Raw genomic sequence first — 20,119 nt, forward strand, 5'->3', positions numbered from 1 at the left:
CTGCCGCACGAGCCTTTTTCAGCAGTGAAGACCGACGGCACGCTGAAGGTCGACATGGCCGGGCACCGCCTCCGGTCCGGAGATGAAGGCGCGCTGGACATCGACGACCACAAGCGCATCGGCAACGGGACCTTCGTTCGCGGTGCTCGCCTCGTTTGCCTCATCCGTCATTGATTCTTACTCCGCATAATCGACCGGCACCGCCGTTCCGCTCTTCAGGATTTCCATCGAGATCGAGGCGGAAACGTCGAAGAGCTCCACCTTTCGCACGATCTGCTTGTAGACCACGTCGTAGTGCTCGACGCGCGGCAGCACGACCTTGACGATATAGTCATAGTTCCCCGTCAACCGATGTGCCTCGACGATTTCAGGGATATCGCTGATCGCGCGGCGGAACGTCTCGATCCACTCGTCCGAATGGTGCGCCGTCTTGATCAGCGCGAAGACGGTCGTCGGCACGCCCATGCGCTCGCGGTCGAGCACGACGATCCGCCTGGCGATGTAACCCGCCTCCTCCAGCCGCTGGATGCGGCGCGAACAGGCGGAAAGCGAAAGATTGACCCGCTCTGCCAATTCGCCGACCGCGACGCTGGCATCCTGCTGCAACAGCCCAAGCAGCTTCCTGTCTCTCTCGTCAAGCACGCCGATCCCTCCACCCATTGCGATTCAATGCCGTATATATTTGCACAAATTTACCTCTATGCGCAAATTTTTCGCGCCGAACGGCATTCCCCTCGCGAACAAAGCGAACCATTCCGGCGGCTTCGGCCGCATAGTTCTGGCCATCGAACAACGGCGTGCCCGGCGCGCCATAAAGGGAAAGAGGAATGGCGATGCGCAAGATTGGTCTGATCGGCGGTATGAGCTTCGAAAGCTCGGTGGTCTATTATCGCATGGTCAACGAGGCGGTTCGCGAGCGCCTGGGCGCGCTGCACTCGGCCGAGGTGCTGCTGCATTCCGTCGACTTCCAGTCGATCGTCGACCTGCAGAAGGCTGGCCGCTGGGATGATGCCGCCAAGCGGCTTGCCGATGTCGCCCGTGGCCTGGAAGCGGCCGGCGCCGATTGCGTGCTGATCTGCACCAACACCATGCACCTGATCGCAGACGCGGTGCAGGCGGCGGTGAACATCCCGCTGATCAACATCATCGACGAGACGGCGCTCCGCCTCAAGGCCGCCGGCAGCCGCAAGCCGCTGCTGCTCGCCACCCGCTATACCATGGAGCACGGCTTCTACGCAGAGCGCATGCGGAGCCACGGCATCGACATCATGGTGCCGGACGCGGATGGCCGGACGCTCGTCCACAACGTCATCTTTGACGAACTCTGCGCCGGCAAGGTGCTGCGCTCTTCCCGCAGGGCGTTGATCGACCTGATCGACAAGGCCGAGGCGGAAGGCGCGGACGCCGTCATCCTCGGCTGCACCGAGATCTGCCTGACCCTCGACCCCAGGGCCCTGCCGCTGCCGGGCTTCGATTCCACCGCGATCCACGCGGACGCTGCCGTCGAGTTTGCGCTCGAGGGCGCGTTGCTGGCACGGGCTGCCTGAACGGGACCGAGAAACGGGTGCAAACGCAGGGCGGGAAATCCGCCCTCCGCTGTGCGTCCAGTCATTTTCTTGGAAGCGGCTGCAGGAAGATGCGCTCGTAGCTGATGAACGGCGGATCGTCCGCGTAACGCGCATTGGCCGCGATGCCGTCCGGATCGCTGGCAACGTCACGGCGATAGCGGCGGTAAGCCGCCTCGTCCGGAAAGGTAAAGAGCGCGATGGCGACATCGCCAGCGCCCTCTTCACCAAGGCCGGGAAAGCTCGTGCCGATGCCCTCGGGCTTTTCGCGCGGGACAAAATAGCCGTGGTGCGTTCCGCCGTGCCGCTCAATGAGCATCATCCAGGTTTGGGCATAGGCATCGAACTCCGTCATCCGGCCCTGCGCGAGCCGGTAGCGGATTTCACAGGTGACGGGACTATCCGGCATCAGGCTTCCTCTCTCTTATATCCGGTTCTCGGACCGCGAAGGCCGATGCAATTGCCCCAGGGATCGCGCACCTGGCACATCCAGAGCCCCTCCTGGATCGCCATCGGTCCACGATAGAGAGGTGCGCCGAGCGCTTCGAAATGGGCAAGCGCCCGGTCGAAGTCCTCGACCGCCCAGTAGACGACGGAACCTGCGGCACCACTCGCCACCTTCTCGTCCGCCTGAACGATTTCGAGATCCACCGTGCCGACCTTGAGATAGGCGAAGTCGAACGCCTGAAGCCACCGGCGTTGTGCCGTTGGGAAAGCACGCTGATACCAGGCGAGCCCCGCTTCCGTGTCGGGAACATGCACCAGTATGGCCGCCACGCTTTCGGTCATCGCAATTTCTCCATCCCTCCATCCGCCATCCCGTTGCCCTCGATACAGGATTCGTCGACTGCTCAGGCGGAAATCGCGTCCGAGGCGGATCGCAGCAGGCCGTCCGGGCGCGCGCCGAACGCCTGCCAATCGCATTCGGCAAGCCCGGCCGGCGCGAAGGGATCGATCAGCGTGCCCGAGACGATCGAGGCGAGCAGCGCCTGCATCGGCGGCGTGCGGGCGATCGTCGCGACCAGCCGGTCGCGCAGCCAGGCGAGAAGTGCCGAGTCCGACTGGTAGAACGGCGTAAAGGCCAGCGACAGAAGCTGGAACAGCGCGACATGATTGCGCCGCGCGGCAGCATAGGTGGCAAGGGCGCAATCAAGATCCGGCGTGGTCTCCAGCGCATGCGCCAGCGCCGCCACGTCGAGAAGCGCCATGTTCGCCCCCTGCCCGAGCTGCGGGCTCGTCGAATGTGCACTGTCGCCGAGGAAGGCGATACGGCCGGAGGCGAGCGGGCGCATGGTGCGATGCGCATAGCGCGCCAGCGTCAGTTGCTCCCAGTCGGCGACCTGATCGAGCAAGGGCGCACAATCCGGCCAGTAGTCGAGGATACGCGCCTTCCATCGGTCGAGCCCAGCCTCCCGTACCCTGTCCGCATCCGCGACCCTCAGGCTCCAGAAGAAGGCGACACGCTCCTTCTCGCCGACCTGCGCCCTGCCCGCCGGCAGGATACCGATCATCACCCGCGCCCGGTCGTAGCGCTGCACCAGGGCGTGGGGATCATGGACGAGCCCGTCGCTGTCGAGCGTCGCCCAGAAGGCACCATAGGTGAGCTCGCGCACTTTGGGCGAGACAGCGGAGCCGGCCGATAGCGTCGAGCGCGCACCGCTCGCGTCGATCACCAGATCATAGGCGCCCGTCTCCCGCCGCTCTGCATCCAGAAGCACGGCCTTGCCACCGGCCATTCGGACATCGGCGAGCGTCACGCCGGTGCGAACCGGCAAACCGGCCGTGACCACGGCATCATGCAGCGTGTTGAAAAGCGCCGCGCGCTGCACCGCCAGCCCGAAGCGGCCACCGGCAATTGCGTCGTAGCGCACGTCGAGAACAGTGCGGCCGGATTTTGCGTCGGCGCCATAGAGCCGGTCGATCCGGCTGCCGAGGGCAAGCATGGACGGCAGCAGGCCGAGCGCGTTCAGCACCGTCAGTCCCGTCGGCTGCAGCATCAGGCCGGAACCGACCGGCGAGGCCACGTCGAAGCGTTCGAGGATTTCCACCCGATGCCCCTGCCGCGACAGCATCAACGCCGCCGCGAGCCCCGCCGGGCCGGCGCCCGCAATGCCGATATCAAGTGTCTTCATGGGTCCCCGAGGTGACGTAGGCAGTCTACGAAACTATAGGGAAAATCAAGGCGCTAGGGCAAGTCTGCACGACGGGACACGAGGTCGCGCCTCGCAACCGCCCCTCATCCGGCCTGCCGGCCACCTTCTCCCCGCAAGCGGGGCGAAGGAGACCCGTGGCACCTGCTCGCTCCACCTCACGATTTTCAGTCACGACCTTCTCGACAGCAGGCCCCGGCCGGGAACGCAGCCGTCGTCCACGTCCCCTCTCCCCGCCCGCGGGGAGAGGGTTAGGGTGAGGGGCAAACTCCGCTAGCGATGGCCCGCAACGAGAGCGCCGCATGCGCAACGGACTAGCCCTGCGGTGGATTCGGCTGCTACAGCCCTACGCCTCCGCGTCATAAACCTCGCGGGCCGCGCGGATCGCTCCGTGGTTTTCCAACGACCAGTCGACGAAATGCTTGAGCAGGCCAAGCAGCGAGCGGCCGAGATCGGTCAGCGCATATTCCACGCTCGGCGGCTGGGTCGGAAAGACGGTGCGGTGAATGTAGCCGTCGCGCTGCAGGTCGCGCAGCGTCTGGGTCAGCATGCGCTGGGAAATGTCGGGGATGAGCCGGCGAAGCTGGGAGAAACGCAAGGGACCGTCGGCCAGCGACAGGATCATCAGCGAGTTCCACTTGCCGCCGATATTGTCCATGACGTCGCGCACCGGGCAGTTCTCCATGTCCATCGGAACGCCGCAGACGATGGCCACGCGCTTGCCCTTCACATCCCCGGTCAGCTTGTTCATAGGCGGTACCCTTCCTGTAACCACAGCAGAAAAAACTGCCTCCTTTACAGCTGTACCGAGATTACGAGATAAGAGCAAGTCTCAAAAAGAGACCATGTGCCGCGCGACCTCCCGGGCCGCCGGCATCAACGACGAGCGAGGAAAGTGCGGGCGATCTCCCGCGGCCATCCCGTCTCAGGTTTAGAGGAAAAGGAAAGACCATGTCCGATACATTGCTCGTCACCGGCGCGACCGGCCAGCTCGGCAAGCTCGTGCTCGACCAGCTTCTCGGCTCCGGCGTCGAGCCGGCGAGGATCATCGCCACCAGCCGTGACACGGCGAAGCTTGCCGACTACACGGCCAAGGGCGTTCAGGCCCGCGTCGCCGATTTCGACGACCCGGCCTCGCTCGACAAGGCCTTTGCCGGCGCCGACCGGATCCTGATCATCTCGACCGACGCGCTGGATCAGCCGGGCAAGCGCCTGAAGCAGCACCTCGCCGCCGTGGCAGCTGCCGAGAAGGCCGGCGCCAAGCATATCCTCTACACCTCGATGCCCAGCCCCGAGACATCGGTGATCCCCTTCGCGCCCGATCATCTCGGCACCGAAAACGCCATCAAGGCGACCGGCATCCCCTACACCATCCTGCGCAACGGCTGGTACATGGAGAACCTGTTCATGGCGCTGCCGCACGCGCTAGAGACCGGCCAATGGTATTCCTCGTCCGGCGAGGGCCGCCTCGCCCACATCGCCCGCGCCGATGCCGCCAAGGCGGCCGCCGCTGCGCTTGCCTCAAGCGGGCGCGAGAGCCGCACCTATACGCTGACCGGCGGCGAGCAGCGCTCGACCGACGAGATCGCGGCCCTCGTCGCCAAGGCGACCGGCAAGCGGCTCGATGTCGTGCACATCTCGGACGAGGCGCTCGCAGGCGGCCTGAAGGGCGCCGGCCTGCCGGACTTCCTCATCCCGATCGTCGTCTCCTTCGATGCCAACACCCGCGAAGGCCATATCAACATGGTGACGAACGACGTGACGTCTCTGACGGGTGCAACGCCGGTGAAGCTCGGCGCTTTCCTGGAAGCGAGCAAGGCGAGACTTGCCGGCTGAAGAAGGAATCCGGTCCGAAACGACGCGAGCCCGGCCATCCGTGCCGGGCTCCCAGATTGCGACGAGGGAGATGCCCAATTGCGTCTTCCGCCCCGGCAGCAGGATCTTGTCAGTCGCCGTCGCCACATTTTGTTCTTGTTATGTTCACTATGATGCGCTATGCATTCCCCACCTTCACCACCGGAGAAAGGGGACATTATGAGCGCTTATTTGACCGTGGGTGCCTTGGACTGCGCCCGCTCGAATGCCTTCTATGACGCAATTCTCGCGACCATCGGATGGAGCAAGCACATAGAGTTTCCGGACTGGCGCGCCTATTCCGAAGGCGGAGCCGGCAAAGGCTTTGTCCTGTGGGTCTGCAAACCTTTTGACGGTGAGCCGGCGACCGCCGGAAACGGCTCCATGGTCGGGTTCATGGCCAAGTCGCCCGCGGAGGTGGATGCTTTCTACCAGGCCGCCATCATCAATGGCGGGGCGGACGAAGGCGCACCCGGGCCGCGTCCGCACTATGGGCCTGACTGGTACTCCGCCTACATGCGCGATCCATCCGGAAACAAGATTTCAGTCGTCTACAACGGCTAGGGTTGCCGTTGCGGACAATACGGGACGGCTTTGCGAAAACGACGTGCACGGACGGATCGCGACCATGCTTTGCGGGTTCCCCTGGGCTTGTTTCCCATTTCCCAGGGGGCTGGGCGGGCCGCGCCTGCCGCACGGTCCGCTCGGATCTTGCCTGACTTAGCGTACGGCCTCCACCGGCAAGGCATCTGCCCGCAGCGCGATCTCCGCAAGCACGAGTGCGCTGACGCCGGCGATAAAGAACCCGGCGGACAGATTGAGCGTCGTGCCGTCGTAAAACGCGCCGAATGCGATCGCAAAAAAGGTCGCGATCAGGCTCGAGCCGGAGGCGATCAACGACGCCCCGAGGCCCGCAACCTGCCCCAGCGAGCGCATGGCCATGGCATTCAGGTTGCCGAAGAGCACCCCGATCGCAAAGAAGGCCGCAAAGCCGAGTACCATCAGCACTGTGAGCGGCGGCCGGCCGGCCCAAAGGGTGGATGCCGCCAGCATCGCGAGCCCCGCCACCGCCAGGCCAATAAAGCCGTAACGCGCCATCGCCTCCGAACCGAAGCGCTGCACGAGCTTGGCATTGAGGAACGAGGCAAGCCCGATGCCGGTCGCCAGCATGGCAAAATACAAGGGGAAGGTCTGCCCGATCCCGTAGGCGTCGAAGAACAGATCCGCCGCGGTGCTGAGATAGAGGAGCTGCGCACCGAAGACGAGCCCGGTCGCCACGATCAGCAGCGCCACGCGCCGGTTTGACAGGATGCGCCGCCCGTTCGACACGAGAAGCCGCGGGCGAAAGGGAATGCGCTTCTCTAGCGGCAACGTTTCCGGCTGGCGCACCACCAGCCACACGCCGAGAAGTCCCGCCGCCGCGAGATAGACCGCAAAGACGCTACGCCAGCCACCGACGGCGATGATCCCTTGCGCGAGCGTCGGGGCCAGCATCGGCACGAGAATGAAGAGCGTGAACATGAACGACATCACACGCGCCATGGCATCACCCTCGAACTGGTCGCGGATCATCGCCCGCGTCGCAATCTTCGGCCCCGAGACCCCGACGCCCTGAAGGAAGCGGCCGAGAATGACCATTTCGAGCGAGCCGGCTGCCATGGTGATGACGGTTCCGAGCGCATAGACGCCAAGCCCCAGAACAAGCGCCCTCTTCCGCCCCATCGCATCGGAAAGCGGCCCGAGCAAGAGCTCGCCAAACGCCATGCCGAGGATGAAAAGCGAGATGATGTGCTGGGTGGAAAGTGGCGGCTGAACGCCAAGATCGGCCCCGATCTGGCGCAAGCCCGGCAAAAGCGCATCGATGCTGATCGAGGTCAGCGAGGTCAGAAGCGCATAGAGAACGATGCGCTCACGGAAACTGGTCTGGAATGTCATTGGCTGCACACAAGGGAAGGAAAGACTCGACCTATAGCAGTCTTACCGCAAGCCTGCGCGTACCAGTCGCAACATCACCCACAAAAAGCGCCGGTTTCTGCAGGTGATATTTTCGGGTCGGCGAGGCTTATGAATTGAGATGTGACGCATCCGCCAGGCTGACAACCGCGCGGTTTCGAAAGAAATCGTCCTGGCGCAGATGCGTGATGCTGCCGGATTTTGCCGGAAAACTCAGGAAGCCCGTGGCGTCGATCGGGATCTTCATCCAGGCGGCAAGCACCAGCGTCAGCGTGAAGCCATGGGTGACGATGATCTGCGTTTGGCAGGGCCGCGCCACGATGGCGTTTACGCAAGGGACGACGCGCAGCGCCACGTCGCGACGGGTTTCCGTGCCCTCGATGCCGCAATCATGGTCGAGCCGATTGTCATCCGGTGCCGGGCTATAGCGCGCATCGAGCCACGCCTGGGGCCTGCCACCCGCAACGCCATAGCTGATTTCCCTGAGATCGGCAGTTTCCATCACCGGCCGTTGGAAGCGCCTTGCTATCGCATCGGCCGTCTGGGAGGCGCGGCGCAGATCGGAGCTATGGATTTCCACGTCCCTTCCGCCAACCAAGGCCACCAGCCGTTCGGCCGTTAACTCCGCATCCTCTCTGCCGCGGGTGGTCAGATCCGTGTCGTACCAGCCACCCACCTTGCCTTCCAGGTGATGGACGGATTCCGTGTGGGTGACGACGAAGAGATCCTTCATGGCATCGCTCGGGTTTCGCAAGACGCTCCTGCCGCGCAAGAACTAAGGCGCAGATGTCGCCTCAGACCTCCTGCCCGCAGGCGCGGCGGAAGCGGCGCACCGTTTCGGCCATACCGTATTCCAGCGCATCGGCCGTCAGGCCGTGACCGATCGAGACTTCGGCAAGGTTGGGGATGTGCCTTGCGAGCAGCGGCAGGTTGGCCACCGTCAGGTCGTGCCCGGCATTGACGTCGAGCCCGAGGCTTGCGGCAATCGCAGCCGTGCGGCCAAGTTCGGCGGCGATCTTCTCCGCCTTGTCCGGGTCGTCATAGCAACCGCCATAGGGGCCGGTGTAGAGTTCGATGCGATCGGCGCCGGTTTCCTTGGCAATCCGCAAGGCCTCCGTATCCTCGTCGCCATCGGCAAACAGCGAAACGCGAAAACCCTTCTTCTTCAGCCGGCCGACGACATTGCCGAGCAGGTTGTGGTTCTTGCGGAAATCCCAGCCGTGGTCCGAGGTCGCCTGCGCCGGATCGTCGGGCACCAGTGTCACCTGCTCCGGCCGATGCATCTCCACGAGGCCGAGGAATTCCTCGTTCGGATAGCCTTCCATGTTGAATTCCGTCTCCGGAAACGCCTGGTCGATCAGGTCGCGGATCGGCTGCAGATCGCTGAAGCGGACGTGGCGCTGGTCGGGTCGCGGATGCACGGTGAGACCGGCAGCCCCCGTTTCGAGCGCGATGCGGCCAAGCGCGGTGACGGAGGGCCACGGCAGATCGCGCCGGTTGCGGAGCATTGCGACGGCATTCAGATTCACGGACAGTTTTGCAGGCATGTCTGAACTTTCCAGAAAGCGGGCCCAAGGCGGGCCCAGACGCAGGCAATGTGGTTGCAATGTTCTACTGCATAATTGCTGAAACCGAAAACAGTTTGAGGTCCGATTATGCAGCAATTCCAAGGAGGTCGCAGGGGAGCGATGCGACGTTTGCGCGCGGTTCGTTTGCCCGCCTTGTCTTGACCAAGTCTTGACAATCGGCGTCTCTAATATGCGGGAAGACTCAATCACGAACGGCGAAAATGGCCGACTGGACTTCCGCTACCATCCGCCACAGGGAGAACCGGCGCAATTTTTACGTTTATTTCAGAAAAAACTCAAATTTGGCGTCTACTACCCTGACAACCACCTTTTTAGGGCTTAACTTTCCGAATCAGATCGAATGGCCCAGCCCGCGCCGCGATCGCATTTCATAGATTTTAGTTCACATGACACTGGAGCAAGAACGGATGACGACGGTCGAAAGACCCTGCGACGAGACGATTCGACGGGCCCTCCGTCGTATCCTCGAAAGCAAGGCTTTCGCGCGTTCAGAGCGCCTCAGGGCCTTCCTCACCTATGTGGTCGAGAAGGAGATGGCCGGCGAAGGCCATCAGCTCAAGGGCTACTCGATCGCGATCGACGTCTTCGACCGGCCCCAGGCTTTCAACGCCGACAGCGACCCGCTCGTGCGGGTGCACGCCGGCAAATTGCGCAAGCTGCTCAAGGCTTTCTACGAGGGCGACGGTGCCGACGAGGAATGGCGGATCGCCATTCCCAAGGGAACCTATGTTCCGGAGTACCAGCGCGCCCGCAACGAGGAAGAGCATCAGGCCGCAAGCTCGCCCCGCCAGCCGAAACTGACGAAGCGGCGCTTTGCCGGGCACCGGCCCGCCTGGCCGCCGGCGCCCTTCTCGTCGCCACTCTCGGTGCTGACCGTGCTGCCGCTGCTCCTTTTCGCGCCGATGCCCTCGCAGGAAATGACGCTGGACATCGACGCGCAGGCAAAACTCTTCAACGCGCGCCACGCGACCGAACGGGTACTGCCCTCGGTTCAGGTGAAGATGGCGGGCGCCGAAAACGACGATGCAAAAGCGTTTGCCACGGCGCTTCGCCTTGCGGCCCAGCGCCACAAGACGCTGGCCCGCGCCACTGACGGCGACACCGGTCGCCCCGTTTCGCGCAATTCCGCCCTGTCCTTCACCGTGCAGGTGACCTGGTACGATGCGCCGGCGCAGGGCATCCGCGTCACTCTCTCCCATGATGGCGAGAACGTGCCCCTGCGCCAGGACTTCATCACCTGGAAGCGGCTCGCGTCCGAGCCGGACCTGCTTTACGAGAGCATGTCGCTGGCGTCGGAACTGTTTTCGCTCGACGGCGAGATCTACGAACACGCCCGCCAGGAGCAGATCGAAAGCCCCCTCATGGGCTGCATGGCCGCTACCCAGCGCTATCGCAAGCACCTGACCCGGGGTGCCTTCGAGGAAGCCTGGTCCTGCCAGCAGAAGCTGTCGCCGTTGCGCGGGGACGAACCGCTGTTCATCCTGAGCTCCAACAGCCCGCTCAAGGTCATCGGCCACTGACCGCGTGCGCCGCATCTTCGAGGACGCGGCAAGCTCACCGTAACGCTTTGAATCACTGCATGTTTTCCTGGATCGGCCCACAGCGCCGCGCGTCTTATCAGACGCGCAAAGGTCGCTGTAGCCCTTTGATTTTCTGCATGTCTTGGTCCTTAAATCGAGGTCGATTCAAGGAGACAGGCAGTAGGAAACCATGCAGTGGCAGCGGCCCCTCCAGTCGGGGAAAACGGGCGTCAGCCTACCAATATTAAGGACTGGTCATATATTTGATTCGCGTATACGGTGCACGCATGCGTTGGGAATGGATGCCTGGTTGCTCGTCAGGCAAGCATCGAAGTCCTGAGTAGAACCGCGTGGTCCACGCGGGATGCCCCAGCCGAGCAGCAGGCATTGTCGTTGTCGATCAACGAGTGCCTCAGCACGCGGACGCGGTCCGCACCTATGAGACCCGGTGATCGCCGCCGCTTCCGGACGCGGACTGTTACACCCTGGGTCGGCCTCGATTCAGGTCAAATATGCGGAAAATCAAACGTTACAGAGACAACGCGCCGGATAGGCGCGGCCTGTAGACCGGGGACAATCGATATGCCGCGAGACCACTGGAAATACGAAGGCATGCTCGCCGCGCCCGAACGCGTCGGCTTCCTGCCCATCCTTCCCCTTCCCCATCATGATCCGACGGCCCCGCTGGCGATCGCCGACATGGCCGATGCCTTCGGCGTCACCCACCGCACCCTGCATTTCTACGAGGAGAAAGGCCTTCTGACCGCCGCGCGCATGGGGCCGATGCGGGTTTACAACGAAGAACACATCCGCCGCATGGCTGTCATCAACGCCTGCCGCGAGATCGACATGCCGATCGCCGCCATCCTGGAGCTTTTGACCGGCCTTGCCGGCACCGAAGAACAGGCAGACGCCGACCAGTTGTTTCGCGAGGCGCTACTGGCGCGGCGCCGGGAACTTGCCGCCCAGCAGGCGAACCTGCGCCGCCAGATGCAGCGCATCACCGAGCTGCTCGAAAGCAGCGATGGCAGCGGTACCGCGACCGATGAAGATGACCATGTCCACCTTTCCCCGATCGAGAGCGAGTGTCTGACCTTCATGGCCGACGGTTATCCGGCCCCGCGCATCGCCGGCCTGATGGAGATGGACGTCGCCGCGGCGCTCACGCTCGAAGCCGGCATCATCCGCAAGTTCGGCGCCAACAACCGCTTCCAGGCAATCGCCAAGGCCGTACTCGCCGGAATGATCTCGGCGGAGTAACCGAAGCACCTTACGGCGGTTTTCGTCTTCGCCTGGAGACGTGTCAGCGCGTCTGGAGGCGGCACGGCCAAAGCCTGTCCGGTAGCCGGCCATACCGCCGGTTTGCCGGCGATTCTCCCGGGATCGTCGACAATGGGATGTCTTCGACGCCGCGCTCATGTTACGAGGCGCTGAAACGACATGAGTGAGATATCCCGATGCTTCCCTGGATCCAGCTAGACCGCGCCACCATTCCCGGAGACGGCGACGAGTTGCGCCTGAAGCAGCGCGGCCAAGAATTTTCCATCATGCTCGGCTCGACCGAACTAATGAACAGCCGGCTGAGCGGCTCGGAAGAGGCGCTGGCGACGCTCGCCTACGAGCGCATCGCCGGCGGCAAGAACATCAGCATGCTGATCGGCGGTCTCGGCATGGGGTTCACATTGCGGGCGGCCCTCGCCGTGCTGCCGGACGATGCCAGCGTCGTCGTCGCAGAGCTCGTGCCGGCCGTCGTCGACTGGGCGCGCGGGCCGATGGCGGACCTCCACAAGGGCACGCTCGACGATCCCCGCGTCGATATCCATGTCGGCGATGTCGGCGCGCTGATCCGCTCGAAGAAGGCCGCTTACGATGCCATCCTGCTCGATGTCGACAATGGCCCGGACGGATTGACGCGCCCCTCCAACGACAGCCTTTACAGCCATACCGGGCTTCGCGCCGCCCAGGCGGCGCTGCGGCCCAGCGGCGTGCTTGCCGTCTGGTCCTCGGCGCCGGACAGCGCTTTTACGCGGCGATTGCGTGAGGTCGGCTTTGCCACCGACGAGGTCAATGTGCGCGCCAATGGCAAGCGTGGCGGTGCGCGCCACGTGCTGTGGATGGCGACCAAGCGATAATCGTCCGTTATGCGGCCGGCCTTATCCAGCTTGCCGCCTACAGCGCCGCGCGTCTTATCAGACGCGCAAAGGTCGCTGTAGCACTTTGATTTTCTGCATGTCTTTGTCCTTAAATCGAGCTCGATTTAAGGACAAAGACATGCAGTAGGTCAAAAGCCCGGACTGGTGAGCCTAATTTGCTTCGTCGATTCATACCGAGCGGATGTCGCCGTTGCTCAGCGTCGTCTTGCACCGCTGGTTCGATTTGCAGTTAGGGTCACCGTTGCCCGTCACGACACCGCCAACGCGCTCACATTCCTGGGCAGTCAGTTCAGCAGAGCCGACCGTGGTCTGTGGGCCGGTTGCTCCAGCCTTGACCGACGGCGATTTCACCAGCGGCTTCTTGGTCTCTGCCACCAGAACCAGGTCCGATGGATTTGCAGCGGTGGGGCTGGTCCAGGACGGACTGTTTGTCATGTTGATAGGCGCTGCGTGGATCGTCGTTGCAAAGCCTATTGAGAATGCGGCGACGGAAAGGAAGCGAGCCCGAGACATTTTGCCCTCCACAACCGGTGGTGAAGCTATGATATTAGCAGCAAACAGGGCGGTGCGGAATCCACGTGTCGCTTGGCAGAGAAACGGGTTGTATCCGCCAGCCGAAATCGCGTCCACTATGCTGACAAAAGGCCTCGACACGATGATCCTGTTGATCGGCAACGTCGCACCCCTTCCGTAGCCGCCCTTAGCGAACGATCGTCAGTCGCTCCGCCGCGCGGGTAATCGCGGTGTAGAGCCAGCGTTCCCGCGTATCGCGGAAGGCCCAGCTCTCGTCGAACAAAACGACGTTGTTCCACTGCGAGCCCTGCGCCTTATGCACCGTCAGCGCATAGCCGTAGTCGAACTCGTCGTAGCGCTTGCGCGTCGTCCAGGGGATCTCGCCCTCGACATCCTCGAAGGCCGCCTTCAACAGCTTGATCTTGGCGGCACCGCGATCCATGTCGTCGTCTTCGGGCCGGATCATCAGGTTGATGCCCGGCTTCACCGTTTCCTTCGACGAGCTCATCACCTGCCACAGCGAACCGTTGAGCAGGCCTTTGGCCGGATCGTTCCTGAGGCAGACGAGCTTGTCGCCGGACTGCGGATAGTCGCTGGTGAAGCCCTTGAGTTCGCGCAGGCGCTGATTGTAGCGCCGGCGGGTCTTGTTGGTGCCGACAAGCACCTGATCCGCTTCCAGCACCAGCTCCTGGTTCACCTGCCCGCGACCGATCACCTGCGTGGTGCCGTAGTCGCCATGCATGATCTCGTTGCCTTCGCGCACCTGCATGGCGAGCTGGATGATCGGATTGTCGCGCGCCTGACGATGGATGTCGGTCAGCAGATAATCCGGCTCCTGGTTGGTGAAGTAGCCGCCACCGGAGACCGGCGGCAGCTGGCCGGGATCGCCGAGCACCAGGATCGGCGTGCCGAAGCTCATCAGGTCCTTGCCGAGCGCCTCGTCCACCATCGAGCATTCGTCGACGATGATCAGCGCGGCCTTGGCGACCGGGCTCTGGCGGTTGATCGCAAACATCGGCGCGATCGAGGTCTTGCCGGTTTCCTCATCGGAAACCTCCTCCTCGCCGCGCGGACGATAGATCAGCGAGTGGATGGTCTTGGCGTTGCTGGCACCCTTGGAGCGCAGCACCTGCGCGGCCTTGCCGGTGAAGGCGGCAAACAGCACGTCGCCATCGACATGTTCGGCAAAGTGCCGGGCCAGCGTCGTCTTGCCGGTGCCGGCATAGCCGAACAGCCGGAAGAGCGGCGAGCGGCCCTCTTTCAGCCACTGCGAAACGGCCTTGAGGGCCTCATCCTGTTGCGGTGCGAACTGCATGGGGCTGAGTGTCAGGATTCGGGCGGCACACGCAAGCCCGGATTTATGGGCTGCGCGGCCCCTGTGACGGAAGGTTGGCGGGCACTCCGCGACAATTCACGAAATTGCCATGCAAAATCAATATCTTTTCGGCTGAACCCATCTGTCGAGCTACCCGGGCCAGGGACCTTTTGTTCACGTTTTTTTCTCACAACTCGCGTTCGTCACACAGCTGCGAGCCTTCCCGGCAAGTATGGCGACATCGCTCCCCTTGTTTCCGGCCGACGGCAGCTGTGGCACTTTCTTGCCGTGCCCCTTGAATGCAACGCCGCATTGTTGCTAACGAGCGGGACATTGATGGCGCCGCGATCCTGCTGGTGACGACCATCGCTCGAAGCCCGTCGAGGCAGGCCACGAACGGCTGTTCCGCCTTTTCGGGGTCATGCCGGAGAATGCCCGTGACGACCGACAAGCCCAAAGCCGCGTCCTCTCCGGAAAAGGTCGGCATCGGACGGCTGGCGCCGTGGCTGCAATGGTGCCTGCTTTCGGCAATCTCGGTCGTGCTCGCCTCGTTCTTCGAATTCATCGGCCTTCCGGCAGGCCTGCTGATGGGCCCGATGCTCGGCGCCGTTCTCGTCGGCATGAACGGCGGGACGATCCGCCTGCCCCGCCAGCTCTTCTTCTGCGTGCAGTTCATCCTGGCGATGATGATCGCCGGCGCCATGACGCCGGGCATGCTCGTGACCTTCTCCGGTAACTGGCCGCTGTTCCTCGCCGTCATCCTTTCGGTCATCGCCGTCAGCACGCTGTGCGGCTGGGTGATCACCCGCATGCGCATCCTGCCGGGCACGACGGCAATCTGGGGCTCGTCGGCCGGTGCCGCCTCGACTATGCTTTTGATGGCCGATGCCTATGGCGCCGATGCCCGCCTCGTCGCCTTCATGCAATATCTGCGCGTGATCTTCGTCGCCAGCACAGCAACGGTCGTGGCGCATATGTGGGTTACTGGTGCCGAAGCCGAGCAGACCACGCACTGGTTCGCGCCGATCGACGGCTTGCTCTTCCTGGAGACGATCGCCTTCGGACTTGCCGCAGCCCTTACCGGTCGCTTCCTGCGCGTGCCCGCCGGCGCCTTCCTGCTGCCCTTCCTCGTCGGGGCCGTGCTGAACGTCACCGGAGTCACGACCACGGTGCTGCCGCAATGGCTGCTGGCGCTCTGTTTTGCGGCTCTCGGCTGGAACATCGGCCTGGGCTTCACCCGCCAGATCCTCATCCACGCGCGCCGCGCGCTGGTGCCGACGGTCATCTCGATTATCGTGCTGATCTCCTTCTCGGGTCTGCTCGCGGTGCTCCTGATCAAGGTCGTCGGCATCGATCCGCTGACCGCCTATCTCGCCACCAGCCCCGGCGGGCTCGATTCGATCGCGGTCATTGCCGCCTCGAGCAATGTCGACCTTTCCTTCGTCATGGCGCTGCAGACCGCCCGCCTTCTGATCATCACCATGATCGGTCCAGCCCTCGCCCGCTTCGTCGCCGACCGGGCTTGAGCCACTCGGGATCTACACGCCCGGCCGCACCTTGAAGCGCGCCAGCGCTGTGATGACCGCTTCCTTCACCAACCGCACGCGCGGCAGTTCCGCCGCCTGTTCATGGACCAGCATCCAGAGATCCGGGGCCAAGGGCGGCACCTCCGGCAGCAGAGGCACGAACCCTGCCGACTGGACCGCAAAGGCAGGCAACACGGCGAGCCCGAGCCCGTTTTTCACCGCCGCCATCTGCGCACCGAGGGAGGTGAGACACATCGACGGCTGGAGACCGGGGCAGAGCCTTTCGACCCAGGCCACCATGATCAGGTAACTCAACTCCTCGCTCCAGCCGATCACCCGGTGGCGGTAGAGGTCAGCCGGCGTACCTGGCGTACCGTGGCGTTCAAGGTAGCTGGGTGCTGCATAGAGGCCGAAGGCGAGAGAGCCGATCTTGCGCTGACGATAATTGCCCTGCTGCGGCCGGACGAGGCGCAGCACGATATCCGCCTCCTCTCCGATCAGGCGCACCGGCCGGACGCTCGAATGCATCTCAAGGCGGATTTCCGGATGGCTTTGCAAGAGCCCCGCCAGCTCGGGCAACAACACCTCCTGCCCGAGCAGTTCCGGCACGTCGATACGGACCGGCCCGGCGAGATCGCTGTCCTTCTCGCGCGCGGTGCGCTCGAAGACGCGCATCTGCGCCTCGGCGCGCTCAGCCGGCGCCACCAAGTCTTCGCCGGCGGGCGTCAGGTCATAACCGTCGCGATGGGGCCGGAAGAGCTTAACCTGCAACGCCGCTTCCAGTGCCTCGATCCGGCGCGACACGGTCGATGCGCTCACACCGAGCCTGGCCGACGCGGCACTCAACGACCGCGCATTGGCGACGGCCAGAAAGAACTTCAGATCATTCCAGTCCATTTGCTTTCCATTTTTGGAAAATCGGTTTGCGCAAAGGTTTCTCGACCGACGCTGAAAAATCAAGCAGATTCCGCGAAATCCCTTGGAGAGCAGCATGGCGATCGAGACTGAAGCCTTCCAATTTTCCGAATTTGGCGCGCCAGAGGTGCTCGCTTTCAAAGCCGAGACGCTGGCCGACCCCGCGCCCGGCGAGATCCAGATCCGCCACCTCGCGATCGGCGTCAATTACATCGACATCTATCATCGCCGCGGCACCGCCCCCCTCCCGCTGCCAAGCGGCCTCGGCGTCGAAGGCGTCGGCGTCGTCACGGCACTTGGTGAAGAGGTGGTGGGCTTTGCTGTCGACCAACGTATCGCCTATGTCGGCGGTCCGCCCGGTGCCTATGCCACCCACCGCAACCTGCCCGCCGCACGGGCGCTGGCGCTGCCCGACGCGCTCGACAGCCTTGAGGTCGCAGCACTCGTCTTCAAGGGGCTGACGGTCGAGTATCTGATCCGCCGCTGTTTTCCGGTGAAACGCGGCGACACGGTGCTGTTTCATGCGGCGGCCGGCGGCGTCGGCTCGATCGCCTGCCAGTGGCTGAAGCACCTCGGAGCAACCACCATCGGCACGGTCAGCTCCGCCGAAAAGGCCGAGATCGCCCGCGCCAACGGCTGCGATCATGTGATCCTCTATACCGAGGAGGATTTTCGGGCGCGTGTCGCCGAGATCACCGGCGGCCAGGGCGTCGATGTTGTTTATGATTCCGTCGGCGCCGAAACCTTCGCCGAATCGCTCGATTGCCTGCGCCCGCGCGGCACGCTGGTTTCGTTCGGCGCCTCCTCCGGCCCGGTGCCGCCGCTTGACGTCTCCTTACTTGCGGCCAAGGGTTCGCTCTATGTTACCCGCCCTTCGATCGCGCATTACACCGCAGACCGAAGGGAATACGAGACGGCGGCGCGAGACCTGTTTGGCGCGATTGAGGCAGGGATCGTTCGCGCCTCCGCCATCACCACCTATCCGCTGTCTGAAGCGCGCAAGGCGCACGAGGACCTGGAGGCCCGGCGCACGACCGGGTCCGTGGTTCTGCTGCCCTGAACAGGGGCTGCTTCCAGCAAATCACCGTCCTTTTGCCGGCTGCGCGATTGCCAATCGCGCGGCCGGTCGCTTCGTTTGCGTCGGTTCCGGCAGCGAAATGGAGGAACCGAAACAGCCACCAGTTTTCCGGGAATAAATCCCCCGCGCACCGTGTCTCACGGTTGGATCTGCAAGCTTGCGGCTCTTGCGGAACGGGACGAGGAGGCATCCGCCCGTTTCCGGATACGAAAACCATCTTGAGGAAGGACAAGTGCCATGAGAACGTTTCCATTGACGATCGCCATGCTCCTTGCCGCCAGCGCCACGGCCTTCGCCGCGCCGCCGGTCAAGGAAGTCGAATCGGCCAAGGGCAAGGTACTGGCCGGGGAAAACGGTATGACGCTCTATACCTACAAGGACGACCATGGCGGCGTGTCCAGCTGCTACGACAATTGCGCCAAGAACTGGCCGCCCTTCCTGGCGGAAGCCAGCGCCAAGGCCGAAGGCGCCTATACGGTCGTCGAGCGCAAGGACGGCAAGAAACAGTGGGCCAAAGATGGCATGCCGCTCTATTTCTTCGTCAAGGACAAGAAGATGGGTGACATTACCGGTGATGGCGTGAAGGGCGAATGGGATGTCGCAAAGCCGTAATGGCGGCAATGCGGATGCGGGGGCCGAAAACCCCGCATCCGACCGGTTCGAAGAGGACGTGCTGGCTCTGGTGCCAGCGCTGAGGCGCTATGCCCGCAGCCTCGTGCGCTCGGATCCGGATGGCGAGGACCTGTTGCAGGATTGCGTGGAGAAGGTGCTTTCGCGCCGCGCGCAATGGCGCGGCGTCAACCTGCGCGCCTGGGCCTTCACCATCATGACCAATCTCGGCCGCAACCGGCACCGCTACCTCTCCATGCACCCGCAGGTGGCGCTGGAGGAGGATCTGGGGCTCGAGGCGGAGAACCGCGAAAGCGACCCGCTCGAACGCTCCAAGCTCGAACGGGCGCTGAACGGCCTTTCCTCGGAAAACCGCTCGGTGCTGATGCTCGTGGTGATCGAGGGATACCGCTACCAGGACGTGGCCGAGATGATGGCCATTCCAATCGGCACCGTGATGTCGCGGCTCTCACGCGCCCGGCGCCAGCTTGCCGAAGCCATGAAGGACGACAATGTGATCAGCATGCGGAGACCGAAATGACGGAAGATCTCAACACCGTCTCCGAAGACGACCTGCACGCCTATGTCGACGGTTTCGTGACCCCACGGGAACGCGAACGGATCGAGCAATGGCTGGAGAGCAACCCCGCCCGCGCCGAAGAAGTCCGGCAATGGCAGGCGCAGGCGGTGGACCTTCGTGCGCTCTTCGCCGGCTACGCCCACAGCGACACAAACGACCGCGCCCTGCTATCGAAAAGCCGCAACGATCTTCCGCAATCGGACCCGGACAAGGGCAAGCGATCCGCCACCGGCCGTCTGCGCGCCATCGCCGCCGGTCTCGCCCTGTTTGCCGCGGGCGCGCTGACCGGCCTCTACGCGCCATCTCTGATTTCTGCCGATGGCGGCAACCAATCGATCGAGACCGCCGACAGCTTGCCGCGGCAGGCGCAATCAGCCTTCCTGGTCTATGCCAGCGAAGTGCGCCACGCCGTCGAAGTGGGCGCCGACGAGCAGAGCCATCTCGCCACCTGGCTCGGAAAACGCCTCGAACATCCGCTGTCGATCCCCGATCTCTCCTCGCTCGGCTTCTCGCTGGTCGGCGGCCGGTTGCTGCCGGTCAATGGCAAGGCGGGTGCGATGTTCATGTATGAGGACGGCACCGGACGCAGGCTCACCGTGCTTCTCGGCCGGAACGACGACAACCGCGAGACCAGTTTCCGTATCGACAGCGTCGACGGCGTCGAGACCTTCTACTGGATCGACGGCCCGATCGGCTACGCCGTCACCGGCGAGGTGCCGCGCAGCCTGCTGCAGCAGGTGGCCGACGAATGCTACCGCCAGTTCGACAAGAGCGAGGCGACGGGAAGTTAAGGTCGCGG

General features: G+C 63.6%; 23 protein-coding genes. 11 read left to right on the forward strand and 12 right to left on the reverse strand.

Annotated features, from left to right (window positions below):
• Positions 1 to 18 precede the first annotated feature (18 nt).
• Both ACTJKM_RS04500 and ACTJKM_RS04505 read right to left on the reverse strand, forming a co-directional pair.
• Positions 19 to 171, reverse strand: coding sequence for a hypothetical protein (locus ACTJKM_RS04500; protein ID WP_440659933.1), 153 nt, complete (start codon positions 169 to 171; stop codon positions 19 to 21).
• A 6-nt stretch (positions 172 to 177) separates the two neighbouring features.
• Positions 178 to 642, reverse strand: coding sequence for an Lrp/AsnC family transcriptional regulator (locus ACTJKM_RS04505; protein ID WP_065374885.1), 465 nt, complete (start codon positions 640 to 642; stop codon positions 178 to 180).
• A gap of 185 nt (positions 643 to 827) precedes the next feature.
• On the opposite strand from ACTJKM_RS04505, the gene ACTJKM_RS04510 reads away from it, so the two are divergent.
• Positions 828 to 1,547 carry an aspartate/glutamate racemase family protein gene (locus ACTJKM_RS04510; RefSeq protein ID WP_082616040.1) on the forward strand — a complete coding sequence of 240 codons (720 nt, stop codon included), beginning with the start codon at positions 828 to 830 and terminating at the stop codon, positions 1,545 to 1,547.
• Positions 1,548 to 1,608: 61 nt separating this feature from the next.
• Here the strand turns inward: ACTJKM_RS04510 and ACTJKM_RS04515 are convergent, their stop codons facing one another.
• The 4 genes from ACTJKM_RS04515 to ACTJKM_RS04530 all read right to left on the reverse strand — a co-directional run bounded on the left by ACTJKM_RS04515 (position 1,609) and on the right by ACTJKM_RS04530 (position 4,466).
• Positions 1,609 to 1,974 carry an NIPSNAP family protein gene (locus tag ACTJKM_RS04515; RefSeq protein WP_440659935.1) on the reverse strand — a complete coding sequence of 122 codons (366 nt, stop codon included), beginning with the start codon at positions 1,972 to 1,974 and terminating at the stop codon, positions 1,609 to 1,611.
• Positions 1,974 to 2,354: a VOC family protein gene (locus tag ACTJKM_RS04520; RefSeq protein WP_057253662.1), complete on the reverse strand. Its 381-nt coding sequence runs from the start codon at positions 2,352 to 2,354 to the stop codon at positions 1,974 to 1,976. Before ACTJKM_RS04520 ends, ACTJKM_RS04515 begins: the two co-directional genes overlap by 1 nt.
• 62 nt (positions 2,355 to 2,416) lie before the next feature.
• Positions 2,417 to 3,697: an FAD-dependent oxidoreductase gene (locus tag ACTJKM_RS04525; RefSeq protein WP_440659936.1), complete on the reverse strand. Its 1,281-nt coding sequence runs from the start codon at positions 3,695 to 3,697 to the stop codon at positions 2,417 to 2,419.
• Positions 3,698 to 4,061: 364 nt separating this feature from the next.
• A complete protein-coding gene (locus ACTJKM_RS04530) occupies positions 4,062 to 4,466 on the reverse strand; it encodes a winged helix-turn-helix transcriptional regulator (RefSeq protein ID WP_440659937.1) in 405 nt (134 codons plus the stop codon).
• 200 nt (positions 4,467 to 4,666) lie between these two features.
• Between ACTJKM_RS04530 and ACTJKM_RS04535 the strand changes: the two genes are divergently transcribed.
• Positions 4,667 to 5,551 carry an SDR family oxidoreductase gene (locus tag ACTJKM_RS04535; protein WP_113514318.1) on the forward strand — a complete coding sequence of 295 codons (885 nt, stop codon included), beginning with the start codon at positions 4,667 to 4,669 and terminating at the stop codon, positions 5,549 to 5,551.
• A 198-nt stretch (positions 5,552 to 5,749) separates the two neighbouring features.
• Positions 5,750 to 6,133: a VOC family protein gene (locus ACTJKM_RS04540; RefSeq protein WP_058321300.1), complete on the forward strand. Its 384-nt coding sequence runs from the start codon at positions 5,750 to 5,752 to the stop codon at positions 6,131 to 6,133.
• Between the two features lie 156 nt (positions 6,134 to 6,289).
• Here ACTJKM_RS04540 and ACTJKM_RS04545 read toward each other — a convergent pair whose 3' ends face one another.
• The 3 genes from ACTJKM_RS04545 to ACTJKM_RS04555 form a co-directional block, all read right to left on the reverse strand.
• Complete coding sequence (locus tag ACTJKM_RS04545) at positions 6,290 to 7,504, reverse strand: multidrug effflux MFS transporter (protein ID WP_440659938.1); 1,215 nt, start codon at positions 7,502 to 7,504, stop codon at positions 6,290 to 6,292.
• 127 nt (positions 7,505 to 7,631) lie between these two features.
• On the reverse strand, positions 7,632 to 8,255 hold the full coding sequence (locus ACTJKM_RS04550; protein ID WP_113514322.1) for a histidine phosphatase family protein: 624 nt from the start codon (positions 8,253 to 8,255) through the stop codon (positions 7,632 to 7,634).
• Positions 8,256 to 8,316: 61 nt separating this feature from the next.
• Positions 8,317 to 9,069, reverse strand: coding sequence for a pyridoxine 5'-phosphate synthase (locus tag ACTJKM_RS04555; RefSeq protein WP_113514324.1), 753 nt, complete (start codon positions 9,067 to 9,069; stop codon positions 8,317 to 8,319).
• Between the two features lie 449 nt (positions 9,070 to 9,518).
• On the opposite strand from ACTJKM_RS04555, the gene ACTJKM_RS04560 reads away from it, so the two are divergent.
• The 3 genes from ACTJKM_RS04560 (at position 9,519) to ACTJKM_RS04570 (ending at position 12,763) form a co-directional block, all read left to right on the forward strand.
• On the forward strand, positions 9,519 to 10,631 hold the full coding sequence (locus ACTJKM_RS04560) for a hypothetical protein (RefSeq protein WP_440659940.1): 1,113 nt from the start codon (positions 9,519 to 9,521) through the stop codon (positions 10,629 to 10,631).
• Positions 10,632 to 11,213: 582 nt separating this feature from the next.
• A complete protein-coding gene (locus ACTJKM_RS04565; protein WP_057253643.1) occupies positions 11,214 to 11,891 on the forward strand; it encodes a MerR family transcriptional regulator in 678 nt (225 codons plus the stop codon).
• Positions 11,892 to 12,088: 197 nt separating this feature from the next.
• Positions 12,089 to 12,763, forward strand: a complete 675-nt coding sequence (locus ACTJKM_RS04570) for an MnmC family methyltransferase (RefSeq protein WP_057253641.1) — start codon at positions 12,089 to 12,091, stop codon at positions 12,761 to 12,763.
• Positions 12,764 to 12,952: 189 nt separating this feature from the next.
• Here ACTJKM_RS04570 and ACTJKM_RS04575 read toward each other — a convergent pair whose 3' ends face one another.
• Both ACTJKM_RS04575 and ACTJKM_RS04580 read right to left on the reverse strand, forming a co-directional pair.
• Positions 12,953 to 13,459: a hypothetical protein gene (locus tag ACTJKM_RS04575; protein WP_162764780.1), complete on the reverse strand. Its 507-nt coding sequence runs from the start codon at positions 13,457 to 13,459 to the stop codon at positions 12,953 to 12,955.
• Between the two features lie 25 nt (positions 13,460 to 13,484).
• Complete coding sequence (locus ACTJKM_RS04580) at positions 13,485 to 14,612, reverse strand: ATP-dependent DNA helicase (RefSeq protein ID WP_057253637.1); 1,128 nt, start codon at positions 14,610 to 14,612, stop codon at positions 13,485 to 13,487.
• Positions 14,613 to 15,049: 437 nt separating this feature from the next.
• On the opposite strand from ACTJKM_RS04580, the gene ACTJKM_RS04585 reads away from it, so the two are divergent.
• Positions 15,050 to 16,138 carry an AbrB family transcriptional regulator gene (locus ACTJKM_RS04585; RefSeq protein ID WP_440659941.1) on the forward strand — a complete coding sequence of 363 codons (1,089 nt, stop codon included), beginning with the start codon at positions 15,050 to 15,052 and terminating at the stop codon, positions 16,136 to 16,138.
• A 12-nt stretch (positions 16,139 to 16,150) separates the two neighbouring features.
• Here ACTJKM_RS04585 and ACTJKM_RS04590 read toward each other — a convergent pair whose 3' ends face one another.
• Positions 16,151 to 17,035, reverse strand: coding sequence for a LysR family transcriptional regulator (locus ACTJKM_RS04590; protein ID WP_110878486.1), 885 nt, complete (start codon positions 17,033 to 17,035; stop codon positions 16,151 to 16,153).
• A 94-nt stretch (positions 17,036 to 17,129) separates the two neighbouring features.
• Here ACTJKM_RS04590 and ACTJKM_RS04595 point away from each other — a divergent pair, with 94 nt between their 5' ends.
• From ACTJKM_RS04595 to ACTJKM_RS04610, 4 genes are all read left to right on the forward strand, one after another.
• On the forward strand, positions 17,130 to 18,113 hold the full coding sequence (locus ACTJKM_RS04595; RefSeq protein WP_113514332.1) for a quinone oxidoreductase family protein: 984 nt from the start codon (positions 17,130 to 17,132) through the stop codon (positions 18,111 to 18,113).
• Between the two features lie 255 nt (positions 18,114 to 18,368).
• Positions 18,369 to 18,743 carry a COG4315 family predicted lipoprotein gene (locus ACTJKM_RS04600; protein ID WP_058321292.1) on the forward strand — a complete coding sequence of 125 codons (375 nt, stop codon included), beginning with the start codon at positions 18,369 to 18,371 and terminating at the stop codon, positions 18,741 to 18,743.
• Positions 18,727 to 19,281, forward strand: a complete 555-nt coding sequence (locus ACTJKM_RS04605) for an RNA polymerase sigma factor (RefSeq protein WP_057253630.1) — start codon at positions 18,727 to 18,729, stop codon at positions 19,279 to 19,281. Before ACTJKM_RS04600 ends, ACTJKM_RS04605 begins: the two co-directional genes overlap by 17 nt.
• Entirely contained in the window at positions 19,278 to 20,111 is an 834-nt protein-coding gene (locus ACTJKM_RS04610) for an anti-sigma factor family protein (protein WP_113514334.1), read from the forward strand. The genes ACTJKM_RS04605 and ACTJKM_RS04610 overlap by 4 nt, the downstream gene beginning before the upstream one ends.
• Positions 20,112 to 20,119: the final 8 nt, after the last annotated feature.

The organism is Ensifer sp. 22460, assembly GCF_052044935.1.
In the GTDB taxonomy this organism is placed as follows: domain Bacteria; phylum Pseudomonadota; class Alphaproteobacteria; order Rhizobiales; family Rhizobiaceae; genus Ensifer.

Excerpts from the sequence above, each read along its gene's own strand:
- ACTJKM_RS04500 (WP_440659933.1), bottom strand. The coding sequence starts at position 171 with ATGACGGATGAGGCAAACGAGGCGAGCACCGCGAACGAAGGTCCCGTT.
- ACTJKM_RS04510 (WP_082616040.1), top strand. The coding sequence starts at position 828 with ATGGCGATGCGCAAGATTGGTCTGATCGGCGGTATGAGCTTCGAAAGC.
- ACTJKM_RS04515 (WP_440659935.1), bottom strand. The coding sequence starts at position 1,974 with ATGCCGGATAGTCCCGTCACCTGTGAAATCCGCTACCGGCTCGCGCAG.
- ACTJKM_RS04520 (WP_057253662.1), bottom strand. The coding sequence starts at position 2,354 with ATGACCGAAAGCGTGGCGGCCATACTGGTGCATGTTCCCGACACGGAA.
- ACTJKM_RS04525 (WP_440659936.1), bottom strand. The coding sequence starts at position 3,697 with ATGAAGACACTTGATATCGGCATTGCGGGCGCCGGCCCGGCGGGGCTC.
- ACTJKM_RS04530 (WP_440659937.1), bottom strand. The coding sequence starts at position 4,466 with ATGAACAAGCTGACCGGGGATGTGAAGGGCAAGCGCGTGGCCATCGTC.
- ACTJKM_RS04535 (WP_113514318.1), top strand. The coding sequence starts at position 4,667 with ATGTCCGATACATTGCTCGTCACCGGCGCGACCGGCCAGCTCGGCAAG.
- ACTJKM_RS04540 (WP_058321300.1), top strand. The coding sequence starts at position 5,750 with ATGAGCGCTTATTTGACCGTGGGTGCCTTGGACTGCGCCCGCTCGAAT.
- ACTJKM_RS04545 (WP_440659938.1), bottom strand. The coding sequence starts at position 7,504 with ATGACATTCCAGACCAGTTTCCGTGAGCGCATCGTTCTCTATGCGCTT.
- ACTJKM_RS04550 (WP_113514322.1), bottom strand. The coding sequence starts at position 8,255 with ATGAAGGATCTCTTCGTCGTCACCCACACGGAATCCGTCCATCACCTG.
- ACTJKM_RS04555 (WP_113514324.1), bottom strand. The coding sequence starts at position 9,069 with ATGCCTGCAAAACTGTCCGTGAATCTGAATGCCGTCGCAATGCTCCGC.
- ACTJKM_RS04560 (WP_440659940.1), top strand. The coding sequence starts at position 9,519 with ATGACGACGGTCGAAAGACCCTGCGACGAGACGATTCGACGGGCCCTC.
- ACTJKM_RS04565 (WP_057253643.1), top strand. The coding sequence starts at position 11,214 with ATGCCGCGAGACCACTGGAAATACGAAGGCATGCTCGCCGCGCCCGAA.
- ACTJKM_RS04570 (WP_057253641.1), top strand. The coding sequence starts at position 12,089 with ATGCTTCCCTGGATCCAGCTAGACCGCGCCACCATTCCCGGAGACGGC.
- ACTJKM_RS04580 (WP_057253637.1), bottom strand. The coding sequence starts at position 14,612 with ATGCAGTTCGCACCGCAACAGGATGAGGCCCTCAAGGCCGTTTCGCAG.
- ACTJKM_RS04590 (WP_110878486.1), bottom strand. The coding sequence starts at position 17,035 with ATGGACTGGAATGATCTGAAGTTCTTTCTGGCCGTCGCCAATGCGCGG.
- ACTJKM_RS04595 (WP_113514332.1), top strand. The coding sequence starts at position 17,130 with ATGGCGATCGAGACTGAAGCCTTCCAATTTTCCGAATTTGGCGCGCCA.
- ACTJKM_RS04600 (WP_058321292.1), top strand. The coding sequence starts at position 18,369 with ATGAGAACGTTTCCATTGACGATCGCCATGCTCCTTGCCGCCAGCGCC.
- ACTJKM_RS04605 (WP_057253630.1), top strand. The coding sequence starts at position 18,727 with ATGTCGCAAAGCCGTAATGGCGGCAATGCGGATGCGGGGGCCGAAAAC.
- ACTJKM_RS04610 (WP_113514334.1), top strand. The coding sequence starts at position 19,278 with ATGACGGAAGATCTCAACACCGTCTCCGAAGACGACCTGCACGCCTAT.